The 24516-nt window shown below is 71.2% G+C and carries 24 protein-coding genes; 16 read left to right on the forward strand and 8 right to left on the reverse strand.

Annotated elements, in window-relative coordinates; all coding sequences use genetic code 11:
* Positions 1 to 87 precede the first annotated feature (87 nt).
* The 5 genes from ACN28C_RS28095 to ACN28C_RS28115 all read left to right on the forward strand — a co-directional run bounded on the left by ACN28C_RS28095 (position 88) and on the right by ACN28C_RS28115 (position 3612).
* Positions 88 to 936 (forward strand): alpha/beta fold hydrolase, encoded by an 849-nt coding sequence (locus ACN28C_RS28095; protein WP_422770527.1) that lies wholly within the window; start codon positions 88 to 90, stop codon positions 934 to 936.
* Positions 937 to 1313: 377 nt separating this feature from the next.
* The gene (locus ACN28C_RS28100) at positions 1314 to 1652 is read left to right on the forward strand and encodes an ArsR/SmtB family transcription factor (protein WP_422770528.1); all 339 of its coding nucleotides are present in this window, start codon (positions 1314 to 1316) and stop codon (positions 1650 to 1652) included.
* Between the two features lie 3 nt (positions 1653 to 1655).
* Positions 1656 to 2141 (forward strand): SRPBCC family protein, encoded by a 486-nt coding sequence (locus ACN28C_RS28105; RefSeq protein ID WP_422770529.1) that lies wholly within the window; start codon positions 1656 to 1658, stop codon positions 2139 to 2141.
* Between the two features lie 242 nt (positions 2142 to 2383).
* Positions 2384 to 3280, forward strand: coding sequence for an alpha/beta hydrolase fold domain-containing protein (locus ACN28C_RS28110; RefSeq protein WP_422770530.1), 897 nt, complete (start codon positions 2384 to 2386; stop codon positions 3278 to 3280).
* 89 nt (positions 3281 to 3369) lie between these two features.
* Complete coding sequence (locus tag ACN28C_RS28115; RefSeq protein WP_422770531.1) at positions 3370 to 3612, forward strand: acyl carrier protein; 243 nt, start codon at positions 3370 to 3372, stop codon at positions 3610 to 3612.
* 21 nt (positions 3613 to 3633) lie between these two features.
* Here ACN28C_RS28115 and ACN28C_RS28120 read toward each other — a convergent pair whose 3' ends face one another.
* Entirely contained in the window at positions 3634 to 5034 is a 1401-nt protein-coding gene (locus tag ACN28C_RS28120; protein ID WP_422770532.1) for a condensation domain-containing protein, read from the reverse strand.
* A gap of 276 nt (positions 5035 to 5310) precedes the next feature.
* Here ACN28C_RS28120 and ACN28C_RS28125 point away from each other — a divergent pair, with 276 nt between their 5' ends.
* The 10 genes from ACN28C_RS28125 (at position 5311) to ACN28C_RS28170 (ending at position 16508) form a co-directional block, all read left to right on the forward strand.
* On the forward strand, positions 5311 to 6090 hold the full coding sequence (locus ACN28C_RS28125) for a hypothetical protein (protein WP_422770533.1): 780 nt from the start codon (positions 5311 to 5313) through the stop codon (positions 6088 to 6090).
* Positions 6087 to 6866, forward strand: a complete 780-nt coding sequence (locus ACN28C_RS28130; protein ID WP_422770534.1) for an alpha/beta hydrolase — start codon at positions 6087 to 6089, stop codon at positions 6864 to 6866. Before ACN28C_RS28125 ends, ACN28C_RS28130 begins: the two co-directional genes overlap by 4 nt.
* Positions 6867 to 7017: 151 nt before the next feature.
* On the forward strand, positions 7018 to 8013 hold the full coding sequence (locus tag ACN28C_RS28135) for a biotin synthase BioB (protein ID WP_422770535.1): 996 nt from the start codon (positions 7018 to 7020) through the stop codon (positions 8011 to 8013).
* Positions 8014 to 8024: 11 nt separating this feature from the next.
* The gene (locus tag ACN28C_RS28140) at positions 8025 to 9314 is read left to right on the forward strand and encodes a class I adenylate-forming enzyme family protein (RefSeq protein ID WP_422770536.1); all 1290 of its coding nucleotides are present in this window, start codon (positions 8025 to 8027) and stop codon (positions 9312 to 9314) included.
* The gene (locus tag ACN28C_RS28145; RefSeq protein ID WP_422770537.1) at positions 9311 to 9619 is read left to right on the forward strand and encodes an acyl carrier protein; all 309 of its coding nucleotides are present in this window, start codon (positions 9311 to 9313) and stop codon (positions 9617 to 9619) included. The genes ACN28C_RS28140 and ACN28C_RS28145 overlap by 4 nt, the downstream gene beginning before the upstream one ends.
* Positions 9620 to 9719: 100 nt before the next feature.
* Positions 9720 to 10316, forward strand: coding sequence for an O-methyltransferase (locus tag ACN28C_RS28150; RefSeq protein ID WP_422770538.1), 597 nt, complete (start codon positions 9720 to 9722; stop codon positions 10314 to 10316).
* Entirely contained in the window at positions 10316 to 11125 is an 810-nt protein-coding gene (locus ACN28C_RS28155) for a hypothetical protein (RefSeq protein WP_422770539.1), read from the forward strand. Before ACN28C_RS28150 ends, ACN28C_RS28155 begins: the two co-directional genes overlap by 1 nt.
* 114 nt (positions 11126 to 11239) lie before the next feature.
* Positions 11240 to 12643, forward strand: coding sequence for a glycoside hydrolase family 30 beta sandwich domain-containing protein (locus ACN28C_RS28160; protein ID WP_422770540.1), 1404 nt, complete (start codon positions 11240 to 11242; stop codon positions 12641 to 12643).
* Positions 12644 to 12648: 5 nt separating this feature from the next.
* Positions 12649 to 14661, forward strand: a complete 2013-nt coding sequence (locus ACN28C_RS28165; protein ID WP_422770541.1) for an ABC transporter ATP-binding protein — start codon at positions 12649 to 12651, stop codon at positions 14659 to 14661.
* On the forward strand, positions 14658 to 16508 hold the full coding sequence (locus tag ACN28C_RS28170) for an ABC transporter ATP-binding protein (RefSeq protein WP_422770542.1): 1851 nt from the start codon (positions 14658 to 14660) through the stop codon (positions 16506 to 16508). The genes ACN28C_RS28165 and ACN28C_RS28170 overlap by 4 nt, the downstream gene beginning before the upstream one ends.
* 61 nt (positions 16509 to 16569) lie before the next feature.
* Here the strand turns inward: ACN28C_RS28170 and ACN28C_RS28175 are convergent, their stop codons facing one another.
* Positions 16570 to 17457, reverse strand: coding sequence for a TauD/TfdA family dioxygenase (locus ACN28C_RS28175; RefSeq protein ID WP_422770543.1), 888 nt, complete (start codon positions 17455 to 17457; stop codon positions 16570 to 16572).
* Between the two features lie 162 nt (positions 17458 to 17619).
* Between ACN28C_RS28175 and ACN28C_RS28180 the strand changes: the two genes are divergently transcribed.
* Positions 17620 to 18768 (forward strand): hypothetical protein, encoded by a 1149-nt coding sequence (locus tag ACN28C_RS28180; protein WP_422770544.1) that lies wholly within the window; start codon positions 17620 to 17622, stop codon positions 18766 to 18768.
* Positions 18769 to 18957: 189 nt separating this feature from the next.
* On the opposite strand, the gene ACN28C_RS28185 is transcribed toward ACN28C_RS28180, so the two are convergent.
* The 6 genes from ACN28C_RS28185 to ACN28C_RS28210 are packed head-to-tail and all read right to left on the reverse strand — an operon-like array spanning position 18958 to position 24483.
* The gene (locus ACN28C_RS28185; RefSeq protein WP_422770545.1) at positions 18958 to 20004 is read right to left on the reverse strand and encodes an LLM class flavin-dependent oxidoreductase; all 1047 of its coding nucleotides are present in this window, start codon (positions 20002 to 20004) and stop codon (positions 18958 to 18960) included.
* Positions 19977 to 21164 carry a glycosyltransferase gene (locus ACN28C_RS28190; RefSeq protein ID WP_422770546.1) on the reverse strand — a complete coding sequence of 396 codons (1188 nt, stop codon included), beginning with the start codon at positions 21162 to 21164 and terminating at the stop codon, positions 19977 to 19979. Before ACN28C_RS28190 ends, ACN28C_RS28185 begins: the two co-directional genes overlap by 28 nt.
* Positions 21165 to 21207: 43 nt before the next feature.
* Positions 21208 to 21945 (reverse strand): alpha/beta hydrolase, encoded by a 738-nt coding sequence (locus tag ACN28C_RS28195; protein WP_422770547.1) that lies wholly within the window; start codon positions 21943 to 21945, stop codon positions 21208 to 21210.
* On the reverse strand, positions 21942 to 23186 hold the full coding sequence (locus tag ACN28C_RS28200) for a (d)CMP kinase (protein WP_422770548.1): 1245 nt from the start codon (positions 23184 to 23186) through the stop codon (positions 21942 to 21944). Before ACN28C_RS28200 ends, ACN28C_RS28195 begins: the two co-directional genes overlap by 4 nt.
* On the reverse strand, positions 23183 to 23800 hold the full coding sequence (locus tag ACN28C_RS28205; RefSeq protein WP_422770549.1) for a hypothetical protein: 618 nt from the start codon (positions 23798 to 23800) through the stop codon (positions 23183 to 23185). Before ACN28C_RS28205 ends, ACN28C_RS28200 begins: the two co-directional genes overlap by 4 nt.
* Positions 23779 to 24483, reverse strand: coding sequence for an alpha/beta hydrolase (locus ACN28C_RS28210; protein ID WP_422770550.1), 705 nt, complete (start codon positions 24481 to 24483; stop codon positions 23779 to 23781). Before ACN28C_RS28210 ends, ACN28C_RS28205 begins: the two co-directional genes overlap by 22 nt.
* Positions 24484 to 24516 lie beyond the last annotated feature (33 nt).

Raw genomic sequence — 24516 nt, forward strand, 5'->3', positions numbered from 1 at the left:
GTCGTCGCCTGGTTACCGGCGTACGGCGACGCGCTCGCCGCGAGCCGGTCCGACACCACCGCAACCCCTCATCGCAAAGGAGTGGCCATGTCCCCCGGCTCGACCCCGATTCTGCTCCTGCACGGCTCCTGGCATGGTGCCTGGTGCTGGAACGAGGTCATCGCCCACCTGATGCCGTACGACCGTCCGGCCCTGGCGGTCGACATGGTCGGGCACGGGTTGCGCGCCCGTCGGCCCGAGTGTCTGACCATGCGTCCGTTCGATCCGGAGGGACTGGCCACCGAGGTCTCGCCCGTGGCGGATGTGGACCTCGACCAAGCCGCCGAGATGCTGGTCTCCCAGATCGAACGGCTCGGCCGTGGCGGTCCGGTCACGGTCGTGGCCCACAGCATGGGCGGTGTCGTCCTCACCCGGGCCGCGCAGCAGGTTCCCGAGCTGGTGGCGCACGCCGTGTACCTCGCCGCGATCATGCCCGGCTCCGACAAACCCGCCGACCGGTACTTCACGCTGCCGGAGAACGCGGACGCACTGGTCCTGTCCGCCCTTCGGGGCGATCCTGCCGCGACCGGGGCGCTGCGGCTCGACCTCGCCTCGAACGATCCTGCCTATCGTCGGCAGCTTCGCGACGCGTTCTACGGCGATGTCGCCCCGATCGTCGCCGACGCCGCCCTGGGCCTGCTGACCCCCGACGCCCCGGTGAGCATGATGCTGGGCACCACCCGCCTGACCGAGGACGGCTGGGGCTCGGTATCCCGAACGTATGTCGTGTGTGCGCGTGACATGGCGATCCGGCCGGCCCTTCAGCGGCTGCTCGTCGCGGAGGCGGACGCCGCCTTTCCGGAGAATCCGACCTCCGTCCTGACGCTGGACACCTCGCACGCGCCGTTCCTGTCCATGCCGGGGGAACTCGCGAAGATCCTCGGAACGCTGGGCTGACCCAGACCGCATGGCTCAGCAAGCGGGTGTGGGTGCGGCGTAGGTCAGCAACCGAGATCCAGCTTTGGCACTTCGCGGGCGCCACTACCGGTAATCGTTCACCCGGCGGACGGGGATTCCGTCCGCTGACCGATGCCCGATGTACTCGGTGCCCCCCTTGTCGAACAGCACGCGCCACAAGGTGGTGACCACGGTACGGTGAGTAAAGGACACTGGTGTCAGAGATCGCACCCGCGGCTGCTCCAGGTGTCGCGGCACGCCCAGCCGCGCGGACCGCTCTCCGGACGGCGGCCCCGGTTCCACCGCTCCGACCGGCACGACTGGAAAGGACGAAGAATTACCTTGAACGTACAACCGATTGGTTGTACGTTTGTCCGGTGACCGAGGAGAGCGCGGACCGAGCGGACGCCATGTTCCACGCGCTCGCCGACCGGACCCGGCGCGACATCCTGCGCCGCGTGCTGGCCGGGGAGCACTCCGTCTCCGTGCTCGCCGCAAAATACGACATGAGCTTCGCCGCAGTACAAAAACACGTCGCCGTGCTGGAGAAGGCCGGCCTGCTGACCAAACGACGCAGCGGTCGCGAGCAGCTGGCCAGCGGCGACGTGGAGGCGGTGCGGTCGGTGGCGTCCATGCTCGCCGAGCTCGAACAGGTCTGGCGTGGCCGCGTCGCACGCATCGACGCACTCATCGCATTCGACACACAGGAGGACTGACCCATGCCCGTCACCGACGTCCAACAGGATCTTGACAACCTGACCTTGACCATCACCGCAGACTTCGCCGCACCGGTGGAGCGGATCTGGCAGGTCTACGCAGACCCTCGCCAACTGGAGAAGGTGTGGGGACCGCCGACCTACCCGGCGACAGTGGTCGACCACGACCTCACGCCCGGTGGTCGGGTGACCTACTACATGACCGGTCCCGAGGGCGACAAACATGCGGGATACTGGCTGATCACCACGGTGGACGGGCCAAGGAGCCTCTCCTTCGACGACGGCTTCGCCGACCTGGACTTCAACCCGAAGCCGGAACTGCCGGTCTCCAACAACACCTTCACCTTCACCGCGCACAACGGTGGCACCCGCGCGACCTACGTGAGCAAGTACGAGTCCGCCGAGGCGCTGCAGCAGGTGTTGGACATGGGCATGGTGGAGGGCGCCACATCGTCGATCAACCAGATCGACGACCTGCTCGCCTCCTGACCGGAGACCGGGGCCGCAACGTCCCGTATCGAGGGCCCTCCTCCCGGTCGCCAGCGATCAGGAGGAGGGCCCGACACGCGGGGCGTCGCCCCGACCTCGGCGGCGTCGGGACGGCGCGCCACCGAGCGTCCGGCGCGCCATAGACTGTGCGACGGTCAAAAGCGCCTGTGGGCGCAGACGCAGACCGACGAGGAGCCGTGGCGATTCGTGGCCGGCGGAGAGGGCTGAGAACCATCGAGATGGTGCCAGAGGCGCGACATGCCACGTCGGTGGTCGTGCACCGCGAGCTGTCCTACCGGACGGTGCCGGGTTTTCGCCCCTTGGCGCTCGACCTGCATGTGCCCGAGGGGGTGACCGACCCACCCCTGGTCGTCTACGTCCACGGCGGCGCGTTCCGCGAGGGCCACCGTACCGGGTTGCCGCCCGTCCTCGCGGATGCCGATCTCTTCGACTGGCTGCCCCGGCAGGGCTTCGCCGTGGCGTCCGTCGACTACCGGCTCAGCGGGGAAGCGCTCTGGCCCGCCTGCGTCGACGACGTGGTGACGGCACTGCACTGGCTGCGGGACAGTGTCGCCGAGTTCGGCGTCGACCCGACCAGGGTGGCGGTGTGGGGCGAGTCGGCCGGCGGTTACCTCGCGGTGATGGCCGGACTGGCCACCGCCGACCTGGCGCGACCCGACTCGCCCGGAGCCTTCGCTCCGCCCCCCGCCCGCGGTCGCGGGAGCTCGGACGGGAAGGCGGAGAAGGCGCCAGCGGCACCGGTACGCGGGATCGTCGACTGGTACGGCCCCACCGACTTCGTCACGATGGCCGCACAGGGGGCGCCGTGGACCGACGAGCCGGACTCTCCGGAGTCCCAGTTGCTCGGCGCACCGGTGCAGAGCGTTCCGGAGCTGGCGCGCCGGGCCAGCCCGTGTACCTGGGTCACCGCCGCCAGTCCGCCGCTGCTGATCATGCACGGCACGGCCGACGAGCTCGTCCCGTTCGGCCAGGCGCGGCAGCTGGCGCGGGCGTACTCGGACGCCGGCGCGCATGTCGAGCTGATCGCCGTGCCGGGCGGGACGCACGTGTTCGACGGTACGCCGGCGGAGCAGGTCACCGAGCCGGTCCTGTCGTTCCTGCGATCGGTGCTGGGATAGGCGGCGACGACGGGAACGACCGGGCGACGCGGAGCCGGCGGGCATACCATGTGCGGCAGATCAGGCGGCCCAGGGACGGAGCGCGTTCGGTGTCAGTCGAGGACCGGCTACGTGCCATCTTCAGCGAGGTGTTTCGGCTCGCCGGCACCGCCGAGGCCGACGAACTCGATCGCCGGTCCGACGACCGGTGGGACTCGTTCCACCACATGGCGCTGATGGCTGCGATCGAGGACGGGTTCGGCGTGGAACTCGATCCGGAGCAGATGTTCCGGGTCGAGAACCTGGAGTCGGCGGCTGCCGTGCTGCGTGAGGTGGACGCGGGGGCGCGCTGAGGGGCGCGTCCCGGGCGTGGTTCACCGGGATACGTCGACCGCCGTCGTGTCGCGGCAGGCTTCGACCAGAAGGTCCTCGAACGCGAGCAGGAACCGCTCCATCTCCTGCGCCGGCAGGTATCGGGTGTCGGCGCTCAACGAGATGCTGGGCACGGCGGACGGTCCGGACACCCGCAGCGAAAAGCTGCACTGCATCCACCCCGGGTCGCGCTGCCAACCGAACGTCGACAGAGCCGTGGCACGCCAGACGTCGGCGTCGCGGACGGGCGCCGTGCCATCGCCGTACGGCAGTGACTTCGGCGCGTCGTCGGCCGCCGGCTTGCTGGTGACCGTCCAGACAGGGGGGCCGTCGAGGCGGCTGTCGTTGAAGTAGCAGTCGGCATGCCCCGGGCCGCCCTTTTCCCGCTGCAGCTCGTCGGTGGCCCGGTCGAGTTCGCCCTGGTCGTAGTAGGCGTGCCAGTGCGCCCGCAGGGCAGCGCGTTCCGTTTCCTTCAGCAGGTCCACGAACCCGGTGTCGGCCGGGAGGTCGAGGACGAACAGTCCCAACTGACACAGGTGCGTGACGATTTCCCGGTGTCCCGGCCAGAACCGGTTGTCCGTGATCATCCGCAGATGGCAGCGACGTTGCCCGGTCCATCTGCCGAGCAGCGCGGCGCAGGCCGCCTGGTACACCGTCGAATCGGTGACACCGTGCCGCGTGGCGAGGATCCGGGCGCCCGCTCCGATCGCGGGTGACGTCAGCACGGCGCTGCGGAACGGCGGTCGCTGTGGCGGCCCCGCGTCGACGAACATCGGTGACCGGATCCGGCGGGACTCCGTGATCCAGTACCCCACCGACGTGGTCGAGCGGCGCCTGGCGGCCGCCTGCTGCTGGCGCCGGGCGAGATCGAGCGGTTGCGTGCCCGGTGCCGGCAGTGGCTCACCCGCGAGCAGTGCGGTCAGGTCACCGGCGACGATGCATACGGCCTGCAGGTCCACCGCCACGTGGCAGAGGACGAGCAGTATCTCCCGGACGGTGCCGTTGGCGGTGTTCAGGACGACCCGCACCGGGAGGTCACCCGCGAGGTAGTCGAATGGCGCGGCGCGGTGCTGCTCGACCAGACGGTGTGGGTCGGCCGCGGCGAACTCCGTCACCTCCAGCGGCAGCGTGCCGGCCCGCTCCACGATCTGCCGCGGCTCGCCGTCCGCGACCAGAATCCGGGTACGCAGCGCCTCATGCCGGTCGAGCAGCCGGCCGACCGCGCCGGCCACGGCACCGACGTCCGCCGGGACGTCGGGGGGCACCGGCACCGACACGCAGACGTTGTAGTGTCCCGGCAGGTTGCGTTCGATCGCGTGCCAGATGCCGCGCTGACCCCAGGTCAGCGGGGCATCTCCACTTCGGACACCGGAGAACGTGGCGACCGTCGGCTCGCCGCCCATCGGTCAGTCCGAGGGCGTACGGCGCGGGTGCGCTCGCCGTCGCTGGTACTGGGTGCGGGCCGGCATGGCGTACGACGCTACATCGTCGTACGCCGATGCAGCAAGCGGTCGCGTCGGCGGTTGACGGGCCCTTCGCCCCGTCCCTAGCATCGGCGTTACCGTGGGTTTCCCGCTCCGCCCGACCCGAGGGACGAGCATGACCGACTTTGTGCCGGGCGTGTAATGCCCGACCGGTACCGCCTCGACGGCCCGCCCGGTGACCGGATCTTCGTTGCGGTGAGTCTGCCCGAGCGACCCGCGGGTGACGATGTCGTGGTGATCTGCCCGCCCGTTCTCACCGACGCGCTGGTGACCTATCGCAGCGAGGTGCTGCTCGGCCGGGCGCTCGCCGCCCGAGGCGTGACAGCCGTACGCCCGCACTACCGGGGCACCGGGCACAGCGAGGGCGATCAGCGGGAGGTCGCCTTCGAGCGCATGGTGTCCGACGTGACCCGGGTCGCGGCGGAGTTCGTCGGTCAGACCGGCGGTGCTCAGGTCGCCTTCGTCGGCACCCGGATCGGTGCGCTGGTTGCCGCCGAGGCGGCGCGGCGCAGTGCCTGCGCCCTTCTGCTCTGGGAGCCCACGCACGATCCCGAGTCGTTCTTCCGGGAGGCGTTCCGGGCCTCGTTCGTGCGAGCCGCCGGCGCCACCCGACGGGAACGCGTGAAGGCCAGCGACCTCTTCGCGCGGCTGCGCGCCGGCCAGGACGTCGACGTGCTGGGACACGTCGTCAGCGCGCGGCTCTATGCCAGCCTGACCGGCCGGTCACTGCGCGAGTCGCTCCGCGCCACGGTCCTTCCCACGCTGCTGCTCGATCTCACCGGCACCGCGGTCGGCCACGAACGGCTGCGTGTGCTGGCGGCCGAGCTGACGGCGGCGGGGGGCGCGGTGGATACCGGCACCGAGCCGACCCGGTTGAACTGGTGGCTGCTGGACCACGACTGGCCGGTACCGGAGCGTCTCGTGGCGCGGTCGACCGACTGGCTGGCCGACCGGCTGGCGCGGGGGGTGGCGTGACGGTGCCGCAGGTGCCGCCGACGCAGCACAGTGGAATTGTCGAGGAGTTCTGTCTTCTCGACGGGTGCCCGTACCCGCTGTTCTCGGTGTTGTCGGTGCCGGCCGACTGGGCCGGCGGGACCGGGGTGCTGCTGCTGCCCGGCGCCGGCATCTCCTCGGTCGGAAACGCACGCGTCTGGGTGGACGTCGCGCGCGAGCTGGCCGCCCACGGCAAGCTGGCGCTACGGCTCGATGTCCACGGCGTCGGCGAGAGTGGCGGCACGGCGGACCCGGCGGACCCGCTCCGACCGCCCACCGCCGATGCCTGCGCGGCGGCGCGGCGGGTCCACGAGCGCGGCGGCAACGATCTGGTGATCGTCGGCGAGTGTTTCGGCGCCCGAACCGCGCTCGACTGTGTCGGTCGGGTCGATGGGCTGCGTGGTCTCGTCCTGCTCGTTCCGCCGTTGGGTACCGCCCGACCGGGCACACCCGGGCACGCGGCCGAGACCGTCGACCTGCTCGACAAGCTGGAAGCCGCCGTTCGCTCGGACGTCCGCGTCGTGGTGGCGTACGGCCCGGACGACACCGACCGGGAGCCCTTCCTGTCAGCGGTGACGGAGCGGTTCGGCACCGGTTTCCCACGTGCCCTACCGGCTCTGCTGATCCGCTCGGCGGCGACGAAGATACACGGAATCGCCAGTGTCGAGGCGCGGATGGCGGTGAGGGAGCTTGTGGTCGAGGCGGTGGCGTCGTCGGTGCCACCCACTCCCGGAGCGCCCGTTCTTGACACGCATTGACCACAGCTGATGGTTGCCTGGCGCGCTCGGGTCTGCCTATTCTGAGGGCTCGCAGATTTTCGGCACGTACGGGGGTACATCATGGTTGGCACGCACGTTCCTGTGCGGAACACGAACCAGTGCCAAGCAGAGTGTGTGAACGGCCGTGGGCATGCTCTCCTCGACTGAGATCCGGGAGGCGATCCAGGCCAGCGCAGGGCGACAACAGGAGTTGTTCGAGGAGGCGCGCCGCGTCCGCGACGAGCACTTCGGGAAGACCGTGATCCTGCGCGGTGTAGTGGAAATTACCAACGTCTGCCGGGTCGACTGTGACTACTGTCCCATGCGGCGCGGCAACGCCCGCTACAACGACCGTTACGTGATGACCAGCGAGGACATCCTCAGTCGTGCCCGTGAGATACATGCCGCCGGTATTGACGTCATTCTCTTGCAGGGTGGGGAAACGCCACGGACACTCGCCGCGGTGACGAAGGCGATCCCTGCCATCAGGGAACTCTACGACAACCGCGTCGAGATCCTGCTCAACCTGGGAAACCTGACCCGGGCCGAGTACGCCCAACTGCGGCGTGCCGGGGCGACGAGCTATATCCTCAAACACGAGACCAGCGACCCCCGGCTGCACCTCCAGATTCGCAAGGAGACTCTCGACTCACGGCTGCGTTGCATGCGGGACCTGCTGGACCTCGGCTTCAAGGTCGGCACCGGGCTCATCTCGGACCTGCCGGGACAGAGCCTCGACAGCATCGTCCAGGACATCGAGCTGGCCGGTCCGCTCGGCGTCCACATGTGCAGTGTGAGCCCGTTCGTGCCCGCCCCGGGCACGCCGCTCGCGGACGCGCCGGCCGGCTCGCTCGACCTCGCCCTCAACGTCATCGCCTGTCTGCGGATCTGCTATCCGCACCTGCTCGTTCCGTCGGTGAGCGCGCTGGAGAAGGCGGACGCGGGCGGACAGTCGCGGGGGCTCGCCGCCGGTGCCAACGTGCTGACCGTCAACTTCACCGGCGACGCGGACCGTGGACGCTATCTCATCTACGGCAAGCAGCGGTACATCGTACGGCTGCAGCACGTCCGGGACATCGTGGCCGGGGCCGGGTTGCGCACCCGTGGGTCGGTCTTCCTGCCCACCAGCGCCGGCCGCCGCGGGTGAACGGACACACGATGAACAGCGGCCGTCGGGACCTGGCCGTCCGCGTTCTCGACCGTGCGGCGCAGCGCGCCGAACTGCTGCCCAAGATCGACCACCTGCGCGACCGGCTCGACGCGGTCGGCGTACGGGCGGGCGACGTGGTGGCGCTGGAGGGTCTGCACGGCGGCGACGTACTGGTGGCCGCGCTTGCCGCCTGGCGGCTGGACGCGGTGCCGATGCCGTGCCGCAGTTGCCCGGACACCCCGGTCGGTCAGCGCGCCTTCCGACTCGGCTCCGACCTGTGCGTCCCGCCACCGGCCCCGGGCCCACCGCCGGACGGGCTCGCCAGCACCGCCGTGTTACATCTCAGCTCCGGCAGCACCGATCGACCGAAAATCGTCAAGCGCGGCGTGCCGAGCGTGCTGACGGAGGCCGAGGGCTACCTCACCGGCCTGTCACTCGACCCCACTGACCGGGTGCTCGTGCCGGTTCCGCTCACCCACTCGTACGGCTGGGGTGTCGCGATGAGCGCCCTGCTCGGCGGCTGCGCGGTCGACGCCGCCCCGATGGTCCGACCCGCCACGGTGGCCAGGAAGATCGACAGCGGTGCGGCCACCGTGGTGGCGCTGACCGCACCGCTGGCCCGGCTACTCGCCGACACACCGCGCCGTTCCGGCTCGGGAGTGCTGCGTCGCGCCATCGTCGGTGCCGGGCAGGTCGGTGACGAACTGGACGCCGCCTTCGCCAGCCGATTCGGTGTGCACCTGACCCGTGGTTACGGCTGCACGGAGACCGGCGGGACGTTCATCGGAGACCGGGGCATCGGGCGGCCCGTCGTCGGGGTCGAGATCCTTCACCCGCCCCGTGGCGCACGTGGAGAGCTGCGGCTGCGCCTGGCCGCGCCGGTCGAGGGCTATCTGGGGGCAGCGACACCGCCGGGTCGGGAGTGGCGCACCGGTGACCTGGTGCACCGCGACGGCGAGGTGGTGCACTTCGTCGAACGGCTCCGGCCGGCGCTACGGGTCAACGGGCGGTTCGTCGACGCCTACCACCTCGAACGCCTGCTGCGCGGTGTTCCCGGCGTCGAGGCGGTGTATCTGCTGGCGATGGCCGATCCGAGGGCCCCGGAGATCGAGACTCTGTACGCCATGGTCGCCGGCACCGAGGCGAGCGGTGCCGACATCGACGCCCACCTCGCGGAACTGCCGGACGGCGTCCCGGCTCCCCGGGTGGTGCGCTGTGCCAGGCTGCCGCGCGACGCCGTCGGCAAGCCCGACCGGGAGCGGATCGCGGCGCTGGTTCGGGGAGGAGTTCCCGGATGAACCCGGACGACGCACGGCTGCGCGCATGCGAACGCCTGGTCGCCACGGCGGTGGTGGACGCCCTGGCCGGCGACGGTACCGCCCGACTCTCGGTTGCCGCGCTACTCGCCGACGCCGACCTCCGGTCTACCGACTTCGCCCTGCTGGGCCTGGGTTCACTCGACTGGATGCGGGTGGCGACCCGGCTGGAGTCGGAGACCGGCGTCGAGCTCGACGACGAGGTGCTGACGGACCCGGGGCGCCGCTGCCTGCTGGGCTGGTCGGGATGCCTCTTCACCGCCGGGGCCCTGGTCGGCACGGCGTGACCCACGGATCGACGGACAGCGTGCGACACTGCGGGGCGGCAGCCACCGCAGGCCACCTCCTCCAACGGCTTCTCCAGCGACGAAAGGTGCGCCGACCGCCATGTCGAATCGCGGAACCGACAGCCACGCGACCGAGGCCTACCTGCCGGACCTGGTCTCGGCGGCCGTGGCGCTGGCCGTCGAACTGGACTTTCCGAACTCGTGTCGGGTTGAGCAGGGCCGCCTGCTGCACGCGCTGGCGGCCGGTGCGAGCGGACGGATCGGCGAGACCGGCACGGGGTGCGGGGTGGGGCTCGCCTGGCTGGTCTCCGGTGCGCGCCCAGGAGTGCGGGTAATCAGTGTCGAGCGCGACGCGGAACGCGCCGAGCGGGCCGGCAAGCTCTTCGCGGAGATGCCCGACGTGACCATCATCCGGGCTGACTGGACTGCCATCAACGACCACGGTCCCTTCGACCTGTTGGTGGTCGACGGCGGCGGCAACGGTAAGAAGGGTGGTGCCGTCGACCCGGAGCGGATGCTCACCCCGGGCGGTGTGCTCGTCATCGACGACTTCACCCCGCTCTGCGAATGGCCACCGACGCACGAGGGCGCACCCGACCGGGCCCGGCTGTCCTGGCTGGAGCATCCGGCGCTGCTGGCCACCGAGATACGGCTGGCCCCGGACCTCTCGACGGTCGTCGCGATGCGGCGGCCCTGATGTCCCGGGTCGACGTTGCCACCGTGGTCGGGCTGCTCGAACGGCTGCGTGGCGCCGCACCGGGCGCCGCCGGTCAACACGTCGACAGCTCGCCCCGGCCACCGGGGCCCGCATCGCCGGGAGCTGCCGAACCGGTCGCGCGGGCCATTCTGGCGGCCCTCGGATACCAGGTGAGCGACGGCCCGATCCACAGCCCGCAGGGGCGGTCCTGCGGGATGTTCTCCCGACGCCTGGCGCACGTGCGGATCGACCTCGCGGCGCGCGATCCGGCCGACGACCCGGCCGCGGTCATCTGTCACGAGGCGGCGCACTGCGTCGACGAGGGCCCGTACGACTTCGACCACCCCTGGCCGAAGACCGCCGAGCAGCGGGACCAGGCGGTACGCGCCCAGCTCGTGGCGTGCCTGAGCAGTCACCTGTTCGTGCGCGGCGAGCTGGATGTCGAGCCCGGCCCGGGACAGCTCGCCCTGGCCGGCCACATGGTGCGAACCCTGGTGAACGGATCCGGCCTGGCGCCCAGCGACGCGCACGGGATCGCCGGCCGGGTCGAGGCGGTGACCCGGACGCTACGGGCGGCGCTGTCCGCCCCGCCCTGGGTCGACAGGCCGACCCGTGAGGTGGCGGTTGACCGGGGGCGGGGCGTCATGTGGCTCTCCATCGGCCCGGCCGCCAGCACGGCACCGCCGCCCTCGGCCCCGGCGGCGTTGGCGGCGACACTGAGCCGGCGGGCGCAGCGCAGGTTCGCCGACGATCCACGCTTCACCACGGAGCTGGACCGGTCCCGACCGGTCGCCACGACGACCGACTGACTGCCTGCCGGTCCACCGCAGCGCCGGGCACGTGATGCCTGGACAAGTCGTGAAAGATATACATAACATAGACGTCCGACAGTGTCTTGACTGGCACGACGACGGGGGCGTGCGATGGCTGTGACAGCACAGGTCCACCACGACCAGGTCCGGCAGCGGATGGACGGATTCGGTTTCTGTCAGGCCTTCCAACGCGCCAATCTGCTGCGCGGCTCCGAAGGGCTCTCGCCCGAGCAATGCCGCGAGATTCTGGACCTGTTCTTCCGCGCCGACGTGGGTGCCGGGCTGTCGATCCTGCGGCTGGGCATCGGCTCCACCACCGCCGGGCAGGAGGGCCCCATGCGGTCCATCGCGCCGACCGATCCGGGCGGGCCGGACAAGCCGCTGAAGTACGAGTGGGACGGCGACGACCACGGGCAGGTGTGGCTCGCGCAGCAGGCCGTACGGTACGGCGTACGACGGTTCTTCGCCAATGCGTGGAGCGCGCCGGGGTACATGCTGCACAACGGCACCGACGTCGGGGACGGCGTGGTCCGCGGGATGCCCGGCACCTCCCCCGAGGATGGTGACTGGCGCGCGACGTACGCCGAATACCTCCTGCAGTACGTGCGGTTCTACCGCGAGTGCGGTGTCGAAATCACCGATCTCGGCTTCGCCAACGAGCCCGATCTGCTCCTCAACATGCCGGACCACGTCGTGCACTACGCATTGATGCGATTGGAGCCGCACCACGTCGTCGACTTCGTCAAGGTGTTGGGCCCGGCCATCGAAAGGTCTGGCCTGCCGCTGTCGCTGGTCAGTTGCGACGCGATGACCTGGCAGCAGCAGGCGGCCTACACCGCGGCGGTGGAGGCCGACCCGGAGGCGGCCCGTTGGGTCGACATCCACGCCGGTCACAACTACCGGACCCGCGCCCGCTGGCCCTTGCCGACGAAACGGCAGACCTGGATGTCGGAGTGGGACCCGGACGTCAACCTGCGGGTGGGCGTGTGGAACGACAGGTGGGACAGCGACCGACGGTGTGACGGCATCCGGCTCGCCGAGGACATCAACGACGCGCTCACCATGGCCGAGGTCGGCGGCTACCTGTACTGGTTCGGCATCTCGACGGGCCCGACCCGGGCGCTGATCCAGGCCGACGGCACCGAATACCACGTCTCGAAGCGGTTCTGGGCGGTCGCCGCGTACAGCCGGTTCATCCGGCCGGGGGCGCACCGGGTCGACGCGGAGTTGTCCGGGGCCGACACGGTGAAGGTGTCGGCGTTCCAGAATCCCGACGGTGGAACGATCGTCAACCTGCTGAACCTCGACACCACCCCGATCGACGTCGGGCTGGACCTCGGCGCAGCGCACCCGGCGACACTGTGCACGTGGTTGACCGACGAAAGTCACGATCTCGCGGCCACCGGCACCCGGCCGGCATCCACGGCGGTACCGCTGCCGCCCCGGTCGCTGACCACCGTCCTCCTTGACACGGAGCCCGCAGACCGGGACCGGCGACCGGGTCCGACTCGGTGACCGGGGTGGCGCCGACCACCGGCGCCGAGCCCACCCCTGCGGAGCCAGCGACGGAGACCGGTCCGGCGGCGGCGACGCCGCTCGGGCGCGTGATCGGCTCGGTACGAGGGCTCGGGGTCCGCCGCGTCGCGGCCACTCGGCAGCGGCTGCGTCTGCTCGGGCTGCTCCGGCTCGTCGACCCCCGGGCCACGGTCGGCCTGGTCGCCGTCCGGGCGATGATCGAGTTGAACCCCGTGCTCGTGGCGCTGGCCGGGGGGCATCTGGTGGCCGTTCTGGCCGACGGGGCGGACTCCCCCGCCGCCGGTCGGGACGACGTACTGGGCGCCGTGGTGATCCTGGGCGCGCTGATGCTGGCCGGCAGGGCGGCCGAGTCGCTCCAGGGCTTCGTCGGCACGGTCGTCACCCAGAGCATCAACGGCGCACTGCGGGAACGCCTGCGGAAGCTGGCCATGGCCCCGGCCGATCTGCGGCTGATCGAGGATTCGACGTTCCAGACCGACGCGGAACAGGCCGGCGACCTCGGTCTGGGCAACGGTCGGGCTCGTTCCCCGGGGGCGGCGGCGACCGGCCAGACCGCACTGCTGCTCCGTCTCGCCAGCGGGTTGGCCGGTGCGGCCGTGCTGGCCCGGTTCTCGGTGCTGCTCGCCGTCGCGTTGCTGGCGATCACCCTGACGATCCGGGCCCTGCTGCGCAGGCACTGGATGCACATCGCGGAGATCCGGCGCGGGGACGGCCGGCGGCAACGCCGGGCACGGTACTGGGCGGGGCTGGCGACCGAACCGGAGGCCGGCAAGGAAATGCGGATCTTCGGTCTGGACTACTGGACGGTGCGGCGGTACCAACGCGACGAGGTCGGCGGAATGGCCGCCACGTGGCGTGCCATCCTCCGGACCGTGCGCGCGCAGGGTCCGGTCGTGGCGCTGTCCGCGCTCGCCGCCGGGCTCGCGCTCGGGGTCCCCGGGTACGCGGCCCTGCACGGCACCATCGGGGCCGGCACCATGGTCACCTGCGTGCTCGCCGCCTGGGGGCTGTTCGGGCTGAGCTTCCTGGGCACCGAGGTCTTCGACATCGAGTACGGCGCGCTGACCGTGGCCGCGCACGACCGGTTGCTGCGCCGGTACGCGCGCCCGGCGGACGCTCCGGCCCCTGGTTCCCGGCCGCCCGGGGTGGCGGCGACCGGCACGGCGGTCCCACCGTCCGGCTCGCGGGGCGACGGCGCGTCGGGGCAGGGAGAGCAGCCGCCGATGGTCCGCTTCGACGGCGTCACGTTCGGCTATCCGGGCGCATCCGGCATCGTGCTCGACCAGCTGACCCTCGAACTGCGGCCCGGCACGGTCATCGGGCTGGTCGGTCGCAACGGTGCCGGGAAGACCACCCTGATCAAGCTGCTCGCCGGCCTGTACCAGCCGACCGCCGGTCGGATCACCGTCGACGGCGTGCCGCTGGGCGAGATCGACCCGGCCGCCTGGCGTACCCAGCTCGCCGTGCTCTTCCAAGACTTCGTACGGTATCCCGAGTCGTTGCGGACGAACCTCGCGATGGGAGCGCCGCAGGCGGCTGAGGACGTCGCCGGGGTACGGGCCGCGATCGATCGCGCGGGTCTGTCCGAGCTGGTCGACCGGTTGCCGGACGGGATCGACACCCCGTTGTGGTCGGGGGTTCCGGGCGGAGTCGACCTCTCCGGCGGCCAGTGGCAGCGGGTGGCGCTGGCCCGGGTGTTGTTCGCGGTGGCACACGGTCGCCGGATCGTCGTGCTCGACGAACCCACCGCGCATCTCGACGTCGAGCTGGAGGCCGACTTCCACCGACAGATCGTGGCGGCAATGCCGGGCGTGACCGTCGTACTGATCTCGCACCGACTCTCCACCGTGCGGCCGGCGCGCACGATCCTGCTGGTCTCCGGCGGCCGGATCGCGGAGGCCGGCGACCACGACACGCTGATGGCGCGGCAGGGCGAGTACGCCCGGCTGTACCGCCTGCAGGCGGCCCGGTTCGCCGCTCCGGGGCGGTCGTCGTGAGTCGGAACGGCGGCGCCGCGGCTCCCGTGGCGCGCGGCCCGGCCGGCCGGCCCTACGACCGGATACGCGATTCGGTGCGCGGCCGCTGGACCATGCTGACCGACCTGGTCCGGTTGACGACTGCCGGCGACCGGTGGCGGGCGGCCGGGGTCACCGTGATGGCGCTCGCCCTCGCCAGCAGCACCGCCGGCACCGGGCTCAGCCAACGCTGGTTGGTTGACTCCGCCATGGACGGCCTGGTGGCCGGCCTGCTCGCCGCCGTCGCGGTCGGCGTGGTCGCACACACAATGGCCGCGGCCTGCGGCCGGATCGAGTCGAACCTCCGACTCTACCTGATCGAGCGGTTCGGAATCCTGCTCAACCGGGAGATCGTCGGCTGGTCCGCCCGGATCCCCACGCTCGAGCACTTCGACGATCCGCGCTTCCTGGACCGGGCGTCGCTGCTCCGCAACAGCACCTGGCAGCTCGCCGGCGGGCTCAGCGCGATCAGCGAGCTCGCCATCGCGGCCTTCGGGGTCATGCTCTGCGTCGGACTGCTCGCGGACGTTCATCCCGTCCTCGGGCTGCTGGTGGCGCTGGCCGTTCCGCCGTTGCTGGCCAACCGGGCGGGGCTGCGCCGGGTACGGGACGCCCGGGAGCGCGCGACGGGTTCGATCCGGCTTGAGGAGCGCCTGCAGGATACGATCCTGCGCCCGGAGTCGGCGAAGGAGGTCCTGGTCGCGGGGGCCGCCCCGATGCTCGGCGCCCGAGCCGCCGAGCTGTGGCGCGGCGCCTGGCGGATCGAGGCGAGGGCACATCTGGTGGCAGCGGCCTGGCAGGTGCTCGGCTGGGCGGCGTACGTGGGCGGACTGGTCGCCGCGCTGCTGGTGGTGAGCCGGATGGTCGCCCGGGGCACCGCGACCGTCGGAGACGCCGTGCTGGTGCTCTCGCTCGGCACCCAGCTTCTCGTCCAGATCAACTTCGCCATCCAGGCGGCGCACCGGGCCTCGCTGGCCGGGCACGTGACCGAGTACTACCAGGCGCTGCGGGAGCGGGCCCGTCGGCCCGACTCCGGGGACCGGCCGACGCCGGCACGGCTGCGGCACGGGATCACGCTCCGCAACGTCTCCTTCGGGTACGGCGAGAGCGTGGACGGGGTGCTGCGCGGCGTCGACCTGCACCTGCCGGCGGGTGCCACCGTGGCCCTGGTGGGTGTCAACGGCGCCGGCAAGAGCACCCTGGTGAAGCTCGTGGCCGGGTTGTACCGGCCCAAGTCCGGTGGGATCGAGGTCGACGGCGTCCCGCTGCAGCAGCTCGACCCGGCCTCCTGGCGCGGGCGGCTGTCCGCCGCGTTCCAGGACGGGGTGCGGTTCCAGGTGCGCGCCGGGGAGGCGATCCGCCTCGGCGACCTGCGCCGGCTCGACCAGGCCGACGCGGTGGCCGCGGCGGAGCGGGCCGGCGCTGCCGAACTGGTCGAGCGGCTGCCGGCGGGCTACGCCACCCCGCTCGGCACCTCGTTCGGCGGGGTGGACCTGTCCGGAGGCGAGTGGCAACTGCTGGCGATGGCTCGGGCCTGCATGCGCGGCGACCCGCTGCTCCTGTTGCTGGACGAGCCGACGGCGGCGATGGACCCGGCGGCCGAGCACGCACTGTTCGAGCGCTTCGGCCGGATGGCCGCAGCCGCCGCCCGCCGCTCCGGCAGCATCACTCTGCTCGTGACGCACCGGTTCTCGACCGTGCGGGACGCCGACCTGGTCATCGTGCTGGACGACGGCCGGATCACCGAGCAGGGTCGGCACGAGGAGCTGATCGCGCGCGGCGGACGGTACGCGCGGATGTACCACCGCCAGGCGGAAGGCTACCGGTAGGGCGGCCCACGACGGATTCGTCGAGTGGTCTCGACGGCGGGTGGTGCCCGGCGCGGGCCGGTCAGGGGGCGGCCGGAGCGGGAGCCCGGCCGGGATCTACTTCGGACACGCCCTCCGGCGGTAGGAGCATCTTGCAGCGCTTGAGCAGTCGGTTGGCCGCCGCGGTGAATGCGCGCCTGCCGTGCAGCCAGCGTCGGTTGTCGAGCACGAACAGGTCGCCGGGACGGAGCACGAACTCGGCGACCAGGTCGGGACGCCGGAGGACGGCTTCGAAGTCGGCCAGCGCGGTGGTGTGTGGCTCGTCCAGGCCGGGCCAGCGGTCGGCCGCGGTGGAGGCCGGCTCGCGGTAGCGTACCCACCACCGTCCGTTGGTGTGCCACAGGATGGGGCCGTGCACGATCCCTTCGTGGTTGGGGAACGGAAAGACCGGCTCGGCGAGTGCCCGCAGGCTGTGCCGACGATCCTCGGCGAACAGCGTCGACGCGATCGCCTCGGCGCTGACGAGCAGCGACTCCCCGCCATGGCCGACTTCGGCGCGTACACACCCGAGGGCCACGAACGCGTGCGGTCGGGCGAAGTTGGCGGAGTCGCTGTGCAGACCGAACTCGCCGGTTCCGCGTGACGTGCCAGCGTCGGAGAGTCCCGAGGCGGTCGGCCGGGGTGTGACGTCGAAGACGAGTGCGCTCGGTATGCCGTTGCCCGCCACGACCACCGGGCCGAACGCCGAGGAGAGCACCGCCACCGCCTCGTCCGGTTGTATCGCACAGTTTTCGACGATGACGCCTCCGGTGGCGTCGACCAGGCTCCGCGCCTCGGCCAGCAGTGCGTCCAGGCCGGGGATGCCGGCGGAGAGGGCGTCGAGCGAGTGGCGCTGTTGGACGGGGTCCGCCAACACCGTCGGGTCGGGATAGTCGGCGGCGGCGATCGCGTCCCGGATATGGTTCGGCATCCTCAACCGCGGCAAGGCAGCTGCGGAAATCGCAGCGGGTAGTGACGACACGGTGCCTCCCTGAGCATGGGTGGTGACCTCCCACCAAACGGCTTGCCTTGACAAGTATAAATATCTACTCTGGTGGATGCGGTTGGTCTATTAGGACACGGGGGAGGCATCTTGCCATCCGACAGTTCACGCACCCAGCCAGTCGCCCCGCATCCGGTGGGGACGCTTCAGCTAACGGTCCTCGATCGGGCGACGGACTTCCACGAAGACTCGATGATGGTGGATGCGGGTGACGACGCACCGGAATGGACCAGAAGAATTCCGATCTCGGTGAACGACACCTACGGCGATCCTTTCATCCCGGAACAGGTGGCGAACACGGTGACCAAGCTGGCCGAGCTGCGCACTCACCGGGCGCCGATCGCCATCTTCACCAAGGCCGGTTACCACCCCGACGTGCTCGCCCGGCTGGCCGAGATCGCCGACAACGACAACATCATCGTGTACTACTCACTGACCGGCCTGGACGAGGGGGGCATCTCGTTCGACGAACGGTTGCGGTTCATCGCCGCGCTTACCGGCCTGTTCCGTAGCGTCTTCGTCTTCACCCGGCCGATCATCCGCCGCCGCAACGACAGCCCGAAACACCTGCGCCGGCTCGCCCAGGCCGCGGCGGAGTTGACCGGGCAACTCGTGCTGGGCGGGCTGCACGACGCGAAGAAGCGCAAGCAGATCGAGCGTCCGGTCGAGCTGCGTCTGCTCGACTACTGCGACGAACTCGGGGTGCGGGCCTTCCACAAGACGAGTTGTGCCGCGGCGTGGACCCGGCAGCGCCGCTGCTGGGTCCACGACATCGGCACGCCCGGAGAGATCGAGGTGGCGGCGTCGCTGGGCTACCGGTTGCAGGTGGGCGACGACCGGGTGGTTCTGCACGAGGGATCGACCGGGGACATCAACTTCGTGCGCATGCTGACCGGCGCCGAGGTGTACGTCGACAACCTCCTGAGCAACTACAACCTTCTGACGATCGGAGCGCCGCGCAAACTCGAGATGACCTCGTCCTGGTTCGCCTGGTCGGAGAACATCGAAACCTGCCTGGACTGCAGCTACTGCATCATCAAACAAATCGAGTATCTGAAAAAGATGCAGGTGCGGATCGGCGTTCACCCCACCCGCCTTCCCGAGATCGTCGACGGCGAGCAATCCGCACACACCCTGTCCCAGCTTCGCGGAAACAAGCTCGCACCAGGCTCCGGCGGGCGCAAGCGATACGGCGACGTGCGCATCGAAAAACCCTGTCGCGTCGCCGTATACCAGTAGTCCGTGGCACGGCCCGCCGGTGAACCGAGTTCGGAGAGGGGGTGCTGCAGATGAGGGACTGCGTCGTGGTCGTATCCGACAAGGTCGGACCGAGCAGCAGCAAGAAGTAAGCCGTTGTCGTGGTCGCGCCGTGCGTTGGCGCGGCCACGACGCGCCTTCGAGCCCGAAGGGTTCGACGAGCGGCACCGGCTATGCGAGACCCGCCTCCCGCAGCCGGGGAAGCAGAAGCTCACGAAACCGGACCACCTCGCGTAGCTTCGGGTAACCGGACACGATCACGCTGTCGACTCCGAGGTCGCGGTACTCCACCAGCCGCGCGGTGACCTCGTCCGGGGCGCCCACCAACGCCAGCGCCGCACCACGCCGCGCCGTCCCGACCCCGGCCCACAGGTTTGGCGCCACGACCAGGTCGTCCGAGGTGGCCAGCTTGTGCACGGTATTCAGCTTGGACTCCGCCTCGTGCCGCTCGTTGCTCATGATGGCGGCGACGCGGGGATCGACCCGCGAGACGAGGTGGTCTGCCGCGGCCCACGCCTCCGCACTGGTGCGCCGAACGATCAGGTGTAGCCGCATGCAGATCCCGACGGCAGCGAGGTCCGGCACCACCCGCAGGCCCGTCACCTCCGCGGCGGCGGCATCGGGCGGCACGCCGTACATCAGGTAGTGGGTGCCGTAGCGGGCGAGCAGGGATCGCGCGACGGCCGACGACCCGGACAGGTAGATCGGCACCCGCTCGGTGGGCGACTCCACCATCAGGAAGTCGGTCACCTGGTAGAACTCACCTGCGTACGAGAACGTCCGGCCCCCGTACAGTACGCCGGTGAACACCTCCATCCACTCGGCCATCCGGCGTTGCCGCGCCTCCCGGTCGTCGCCGACCCCGAGCATCGCCGGCTCGTCGCCACCGGCACCCACCACGTTGAGCCGGATCCGACCCGGAAACCAGGACAGCAGCGTGGCCGTCATCTTGGCGAACTGCGCCGGATGGAACTGAAACGGCCGTACGGCGACCAGCAGCGCCGCCCGCTCCGTACGCGCCAGCACGGCGGCCGTGGCGATCAGCGCATCGTGATGGTTGCGGAACGTCGCCGGTACGAGCAGTGCGGCGCAGCCCGCCGCCTCGGCCTCGGTGACGATTTCGGTGAGGTACGGCAGTGTGGGCTCGGGCCCTTCCTCCGGCCACAGCCCGATCTGTTCGACGTCGGGACTCAGCGGTAGGAACCAGTGGAACTCCATGTGCCCTCCAAGTACTCGGCGGCGGACAGCTCGATGGCGTCGTCGGCGCGGAGTTGGCAGTATCCGAGGTGGTATCCGAGGCCCGCGTAGCCGAAGACCGTTTCGTTGTAGAACGGCCGGTACGGGTCGCGTTCGACCCGGCCGTGCCAACGGTCGTCGAAGAAGGCGGGATTCGCCGTGCCGGCGCGGCGGAACAGGGTCACCGCGTCGGTCCAGTTCTCCTGGGACTGGGCGAGCAGGCCCAGGTTGATGTCCACGTGCACGAGCTGCGGGTCGCACCGACGAGCCGTGTCGTACGCCCGCGCGGCCTCGTCGAGATCGCCCAGCACGTGGCGTTGCACGCCGACCATGTTGTGCCCGGCCGCCGACGTCGGTGCCAGCGCGGTCGCCCGCTGATACGCCTGCAGCGCGCCCACGTCGTCGCCGACGGAACGCAGGACGTGCCCCCGGAACAGCCACACGGTCGCCCGCTCAGGTGCGATCCGCACCGCCTCCTCGGAGTGCCGCAGCGCGGTGGAGAAGTTGCCGAGGGTCCGCTCGATGAGCCCCAGATAGCCCACCAGCACGCCGTCGTCGGGTTGCTGCCGGAGCTGCTCCGCCATGAGCGTCAGATACCGGTGCGCCTTGCGCTCGCGCGCGTCGACCGGCCGGCAGTGGCCGAAGTGGTTGAGCAGCACGGGCGCGGCCTCGACCCGGCCGCCCGCGTCCCGGATCGCGTCCGCGACGGACTCGTTGATTCTGCGCCGGTAGCGCACCTGCGGAAGGTTCCGGAAGACCCGTAGTTCCCGCCCACTGTAGAAGGAACCGGTCGCGAAGAAGTTGTATCGCATCAGCCGGTAGCCGAGCACGTCGTCGCCGGCCGCTGCCAGCGTGTGCCGGAGCGGCTCCACGGCGTTAGCCGGTAGCCGCTCGTCGGCGTCGAGGAACACCACCCAGTCACCCTCGGCCCGCTCCAGTGCCGCATTGCGGGCCGCGGAGAAGTCGCCGTCGAACGGGTACTCCACGAACACGTCGGCGAGGGCCCGGGCCCGCTCTACGGTGCCGTCGGCGGAGCCGGTGTCCACGATCACGACCTGGTCGACCAGGCCACGGACACTCGCCACGCACTGGTCGAGAAACGGCAACTCGTTCTTGACGATCAGGCAGAGAGCGATGCGCATCGTACGTACTCCTCCATCGGTTGCCGGCCGTCCGATCCGGTCGTCATTCGCGGGCCGCGTGGGCCGCACCGAGGAGGTCGGCCACGAAGCCGGTGCTGTGTTCGAGGAGGCTGTCCCGGGCCCCGACCGACCCGAACAGGTGGTCGGTGTCGGCGATCTCCCGCACCCACGCGCCGAGCGCTGCCAGTTCGGTCGCCGCCCGCCGCAGCTTGTCGTCCCGGGCGCCGTAGACCAGCCCCCAGGGGCGGCCGCGCGCGGCCAGCGTGCTGCGCGGGCGCAGTCGCTCACGTTCCCGGAAGAAGCCGTGCGGCAGGTGGAATTCGCCTCCGCGGATCGGCATGCTCTCCGCCACCTCGAAGCGCACATCCTCGATCAGGTCACTGGACATCAGCAGCGTCCCCGCCGCGTCGAGGTCCGGTGCAGCAAGAGCCGCCGGCACCCCGCCGATGCTGATGCCGGCGGTGACGAGCGGCACCGCGCCGATCGACGCCCGAGCCCACTCGCCGATCGCGACGAGGTCGCTCGTCATACCGGCGAATGTCGTGTCCAACCAGGAACCGGATGACTCGCCGGAGCCACGAAAGTCGAAGCGCAGCACGGCCGCACCGGTCGCGCTGAGCCCCACCGCCCAGTCGGCGAGCAGCTCGGCGGGGCCGCTGCGGTCACCGGTCAGCCCGTGTGCGCACACCACGATCGCCCTCGGAGCGGCGACCGGACGGTCCAGCACCGTGTAGCACCACCCGCCGGGTACCTCGACGTACCGCTCCTCGCGCTCGGTCATCCGGCCTCCCACCACTCCGGCCCTACCACGTGCGCCCCGCCCGCCGGACGGGCCGCCGCGACGAGCAGTGCCAGCGTCGGCACCCCGACGTGGTCCACCACCACGACCGGGCCGTCGGACCCGGCCAACCCGTCCAGTACGGCGTCCAGCTCGGTCGACCGGCGCAGGTGCAGCACCTCGTCCGGCACCGGCACCGGGGACCGGGCCCCGGGGACGTACACCCACCGGGCGTCCGCGGCAACGGCGGTCCACCAGTCGGGCACGGACCGCCCGGCGCGGGGCTGCGTGGCGAGCATGTCGCAGGTGAATCCGGTGTTCTGCTGGGCGCCGACGCGACCGGATCCGTTGAGGATGCGATCGACCGGCGCGAGACCCGACAGTGCCGGCGCACCGGCCGTCACGACGTCGTTGCTGGCGAGCAGGACGGTGAGGTGCGCGTCCACCCAGCGGGCGGTCGGCCGGGCGCCGGGCGGTACCCAGACGGCGAAGTCGGCCGAGGGTAGGAGTTCGGCCGCGGCCGGGTCGTCCGGGTCGACGAGGTGCCACCGTACGGTCCCGGCCGGCTCCGCGCTGGCGGCCACGGCCGGGCCGGCGCGGAGCAGCACCACCTCCGGCGCCGCGCTGCCCAGCGAGATCCGGACCCGCCGGGCCAGCCCGGCGACCGTCTGCGCCAGGGCGAACCGGGTGGAGTTCCAGACCGTCATGCCGGAGTGCACTCGCAGCGGCTGCGCCGTGCGGCGCTGGTCCCGCGCGTCCCGACCGGGATCCACCCGCTCGCCGATGGCATGGGCCCGAGCCGCCCGCTCGGCCCCGTCCGCCCAGAGGTACACGTGCAACGCCCGGGGCACCAGGTCGCGGGTGGCCCGCCCCTCCAGGACGAGGCCGGCTGTCGCCGCCGCGGCGGTCACCGCGTCCCGCACCATCGCGCGTACGGCGGGCTCCACCGCCAGTCGGCTCGCCCGCGCGGCCACCTCGGTACTCCGCAGGTCGGTCTCACCGAACCGGTGGGGCCCGATCCGCACCACCGGGTCGAGCATGCCGTCGGCTGCGGTGACGAACTCGATCGCGGGAACGGTGGTATCCGTGCGGGCTTCGCCACCCGCTGCCACGGCGCGGTAGACCATGCCGGCGGAAAGCCATCGCCAGCCGAGCGTCCGGGCCAGTTCGCGGGCGACCGCCGTCTTGCCCACGCCGCTGAGACCGTCGATCGTGACGATCTCGCGTAGGTCGGCGCCCTTCACGCCGCCCCTTCCGACTGCTGCACGAGCATCCTGGCCAGGCACTCCTCCGCCGTACGCTCCGGCGGTGCGGTGCCGTCCACCCGCTCGTGCGTCGGTGCGGCCAGCTCGGCGAAACGGGCGACCGCGTGCCGGAGGAACGGCTCACCCGCACCGACACCGGGCCGGGTACGCGCCGAGACCCGGACCCCCGCGACGTCGGCTGGTACGTCGACCCACAGTGCGAGGTCGGGCGCCGGCAACCGCTCCAGCACCGGCACCCACTCCGTAAGGTCGACGCCGAAGTACGACTGGTTCACCAGGTGGTCGACCACCCAACGGTCTGTCACCACGAGGGCACCGTCACGCACAGCGGGCAGGACCAGACGCTCGGCCGCGTCGAGCAGCAGCACGCCGAAGTATCCGGCGAGCCAGCGCTCCCGGACCGGCCACGCCGGATCCGGAGTGGAGAGTCGCCGGACCCGGCGCACCAGCTCGGGATCGCCCTGGAGCGGGCGGAGCGTCACCACGTCGGTCCACCGCCCGAGGGTCCGCGCCCGCGCCGCGAGCGCCGCGACCAGGGTCGACTTGCCGCTGCCGTCGACACCGCTGACCGTCACGAAGGTGCCGGAAGCCACTGTCGCCACCTCCTCAACCGCTGCGGAACGAGCCTTGCCAACGCCACCCGGTCGGACTCGAACCGGAACAGCGGATCGGCGGTCGCCATCCGTACCGAAGGGCCGGCGGTCGACAACGGCACCGCCCGGCCAGCGGCCGGGTCCTCCGCCGGCAGGACGGCGAGGTCGTACCGGGCCGGGGTGAGGCGTTCGGCCAGGGCCCGCACCAGCTCCGACGGGACGCGTAGCCCACCGACCAGGTTCGGTTCCGCGCCCAACGCCGTCCAGAGCGCGGCCTCGTCCGCGGCCAGCGGGATCCGCGGCCGTAGCGTCGCCGCGTCGACGGGCAGCCGGGACAGCAGATCGGCCGACGAGGGCGGGCTGAGCACGACGCGGAGCCGGTCGCCGGACCGGTCGGGCAGCAGGCCGCCGGAGAGGCCCCGTGCCACCCAGTGCACCGTCGTGCCGGGAGACCACCGGTCGATCGCGGCGGTCACCTCCGCGATTCGGAGATCCCAGGTGCGGATGTCGATTTCCTGGCGACTCTCGCCGCAGCCGGGCAGGTCGAACCGGACTGCTGCGAAGCCCGCGCGCAGGCAGCCCTCCGCGAGCTCCCGGAACAGGTAGTTGTTGCCTGTGCGGTTCTCGCCGAGGCCGTGCAGGAGGACCACGACGGCGGACGGGCCGCCCGGTGGCCGCGCCACCCACACCGGCTCCGTCGGCCCGGGCAGTCTCCG

The organism is Plantactinospora sp. WMMC1484, from assembly GCF_049315195.1.
In the GTDB taxonomy this organism is placed as follows: domain Bacteria; phylum Actinomycetota; class Actinomycetes; order Mycobacteriales; family Micromonosporaceae; genus Plantactinospora.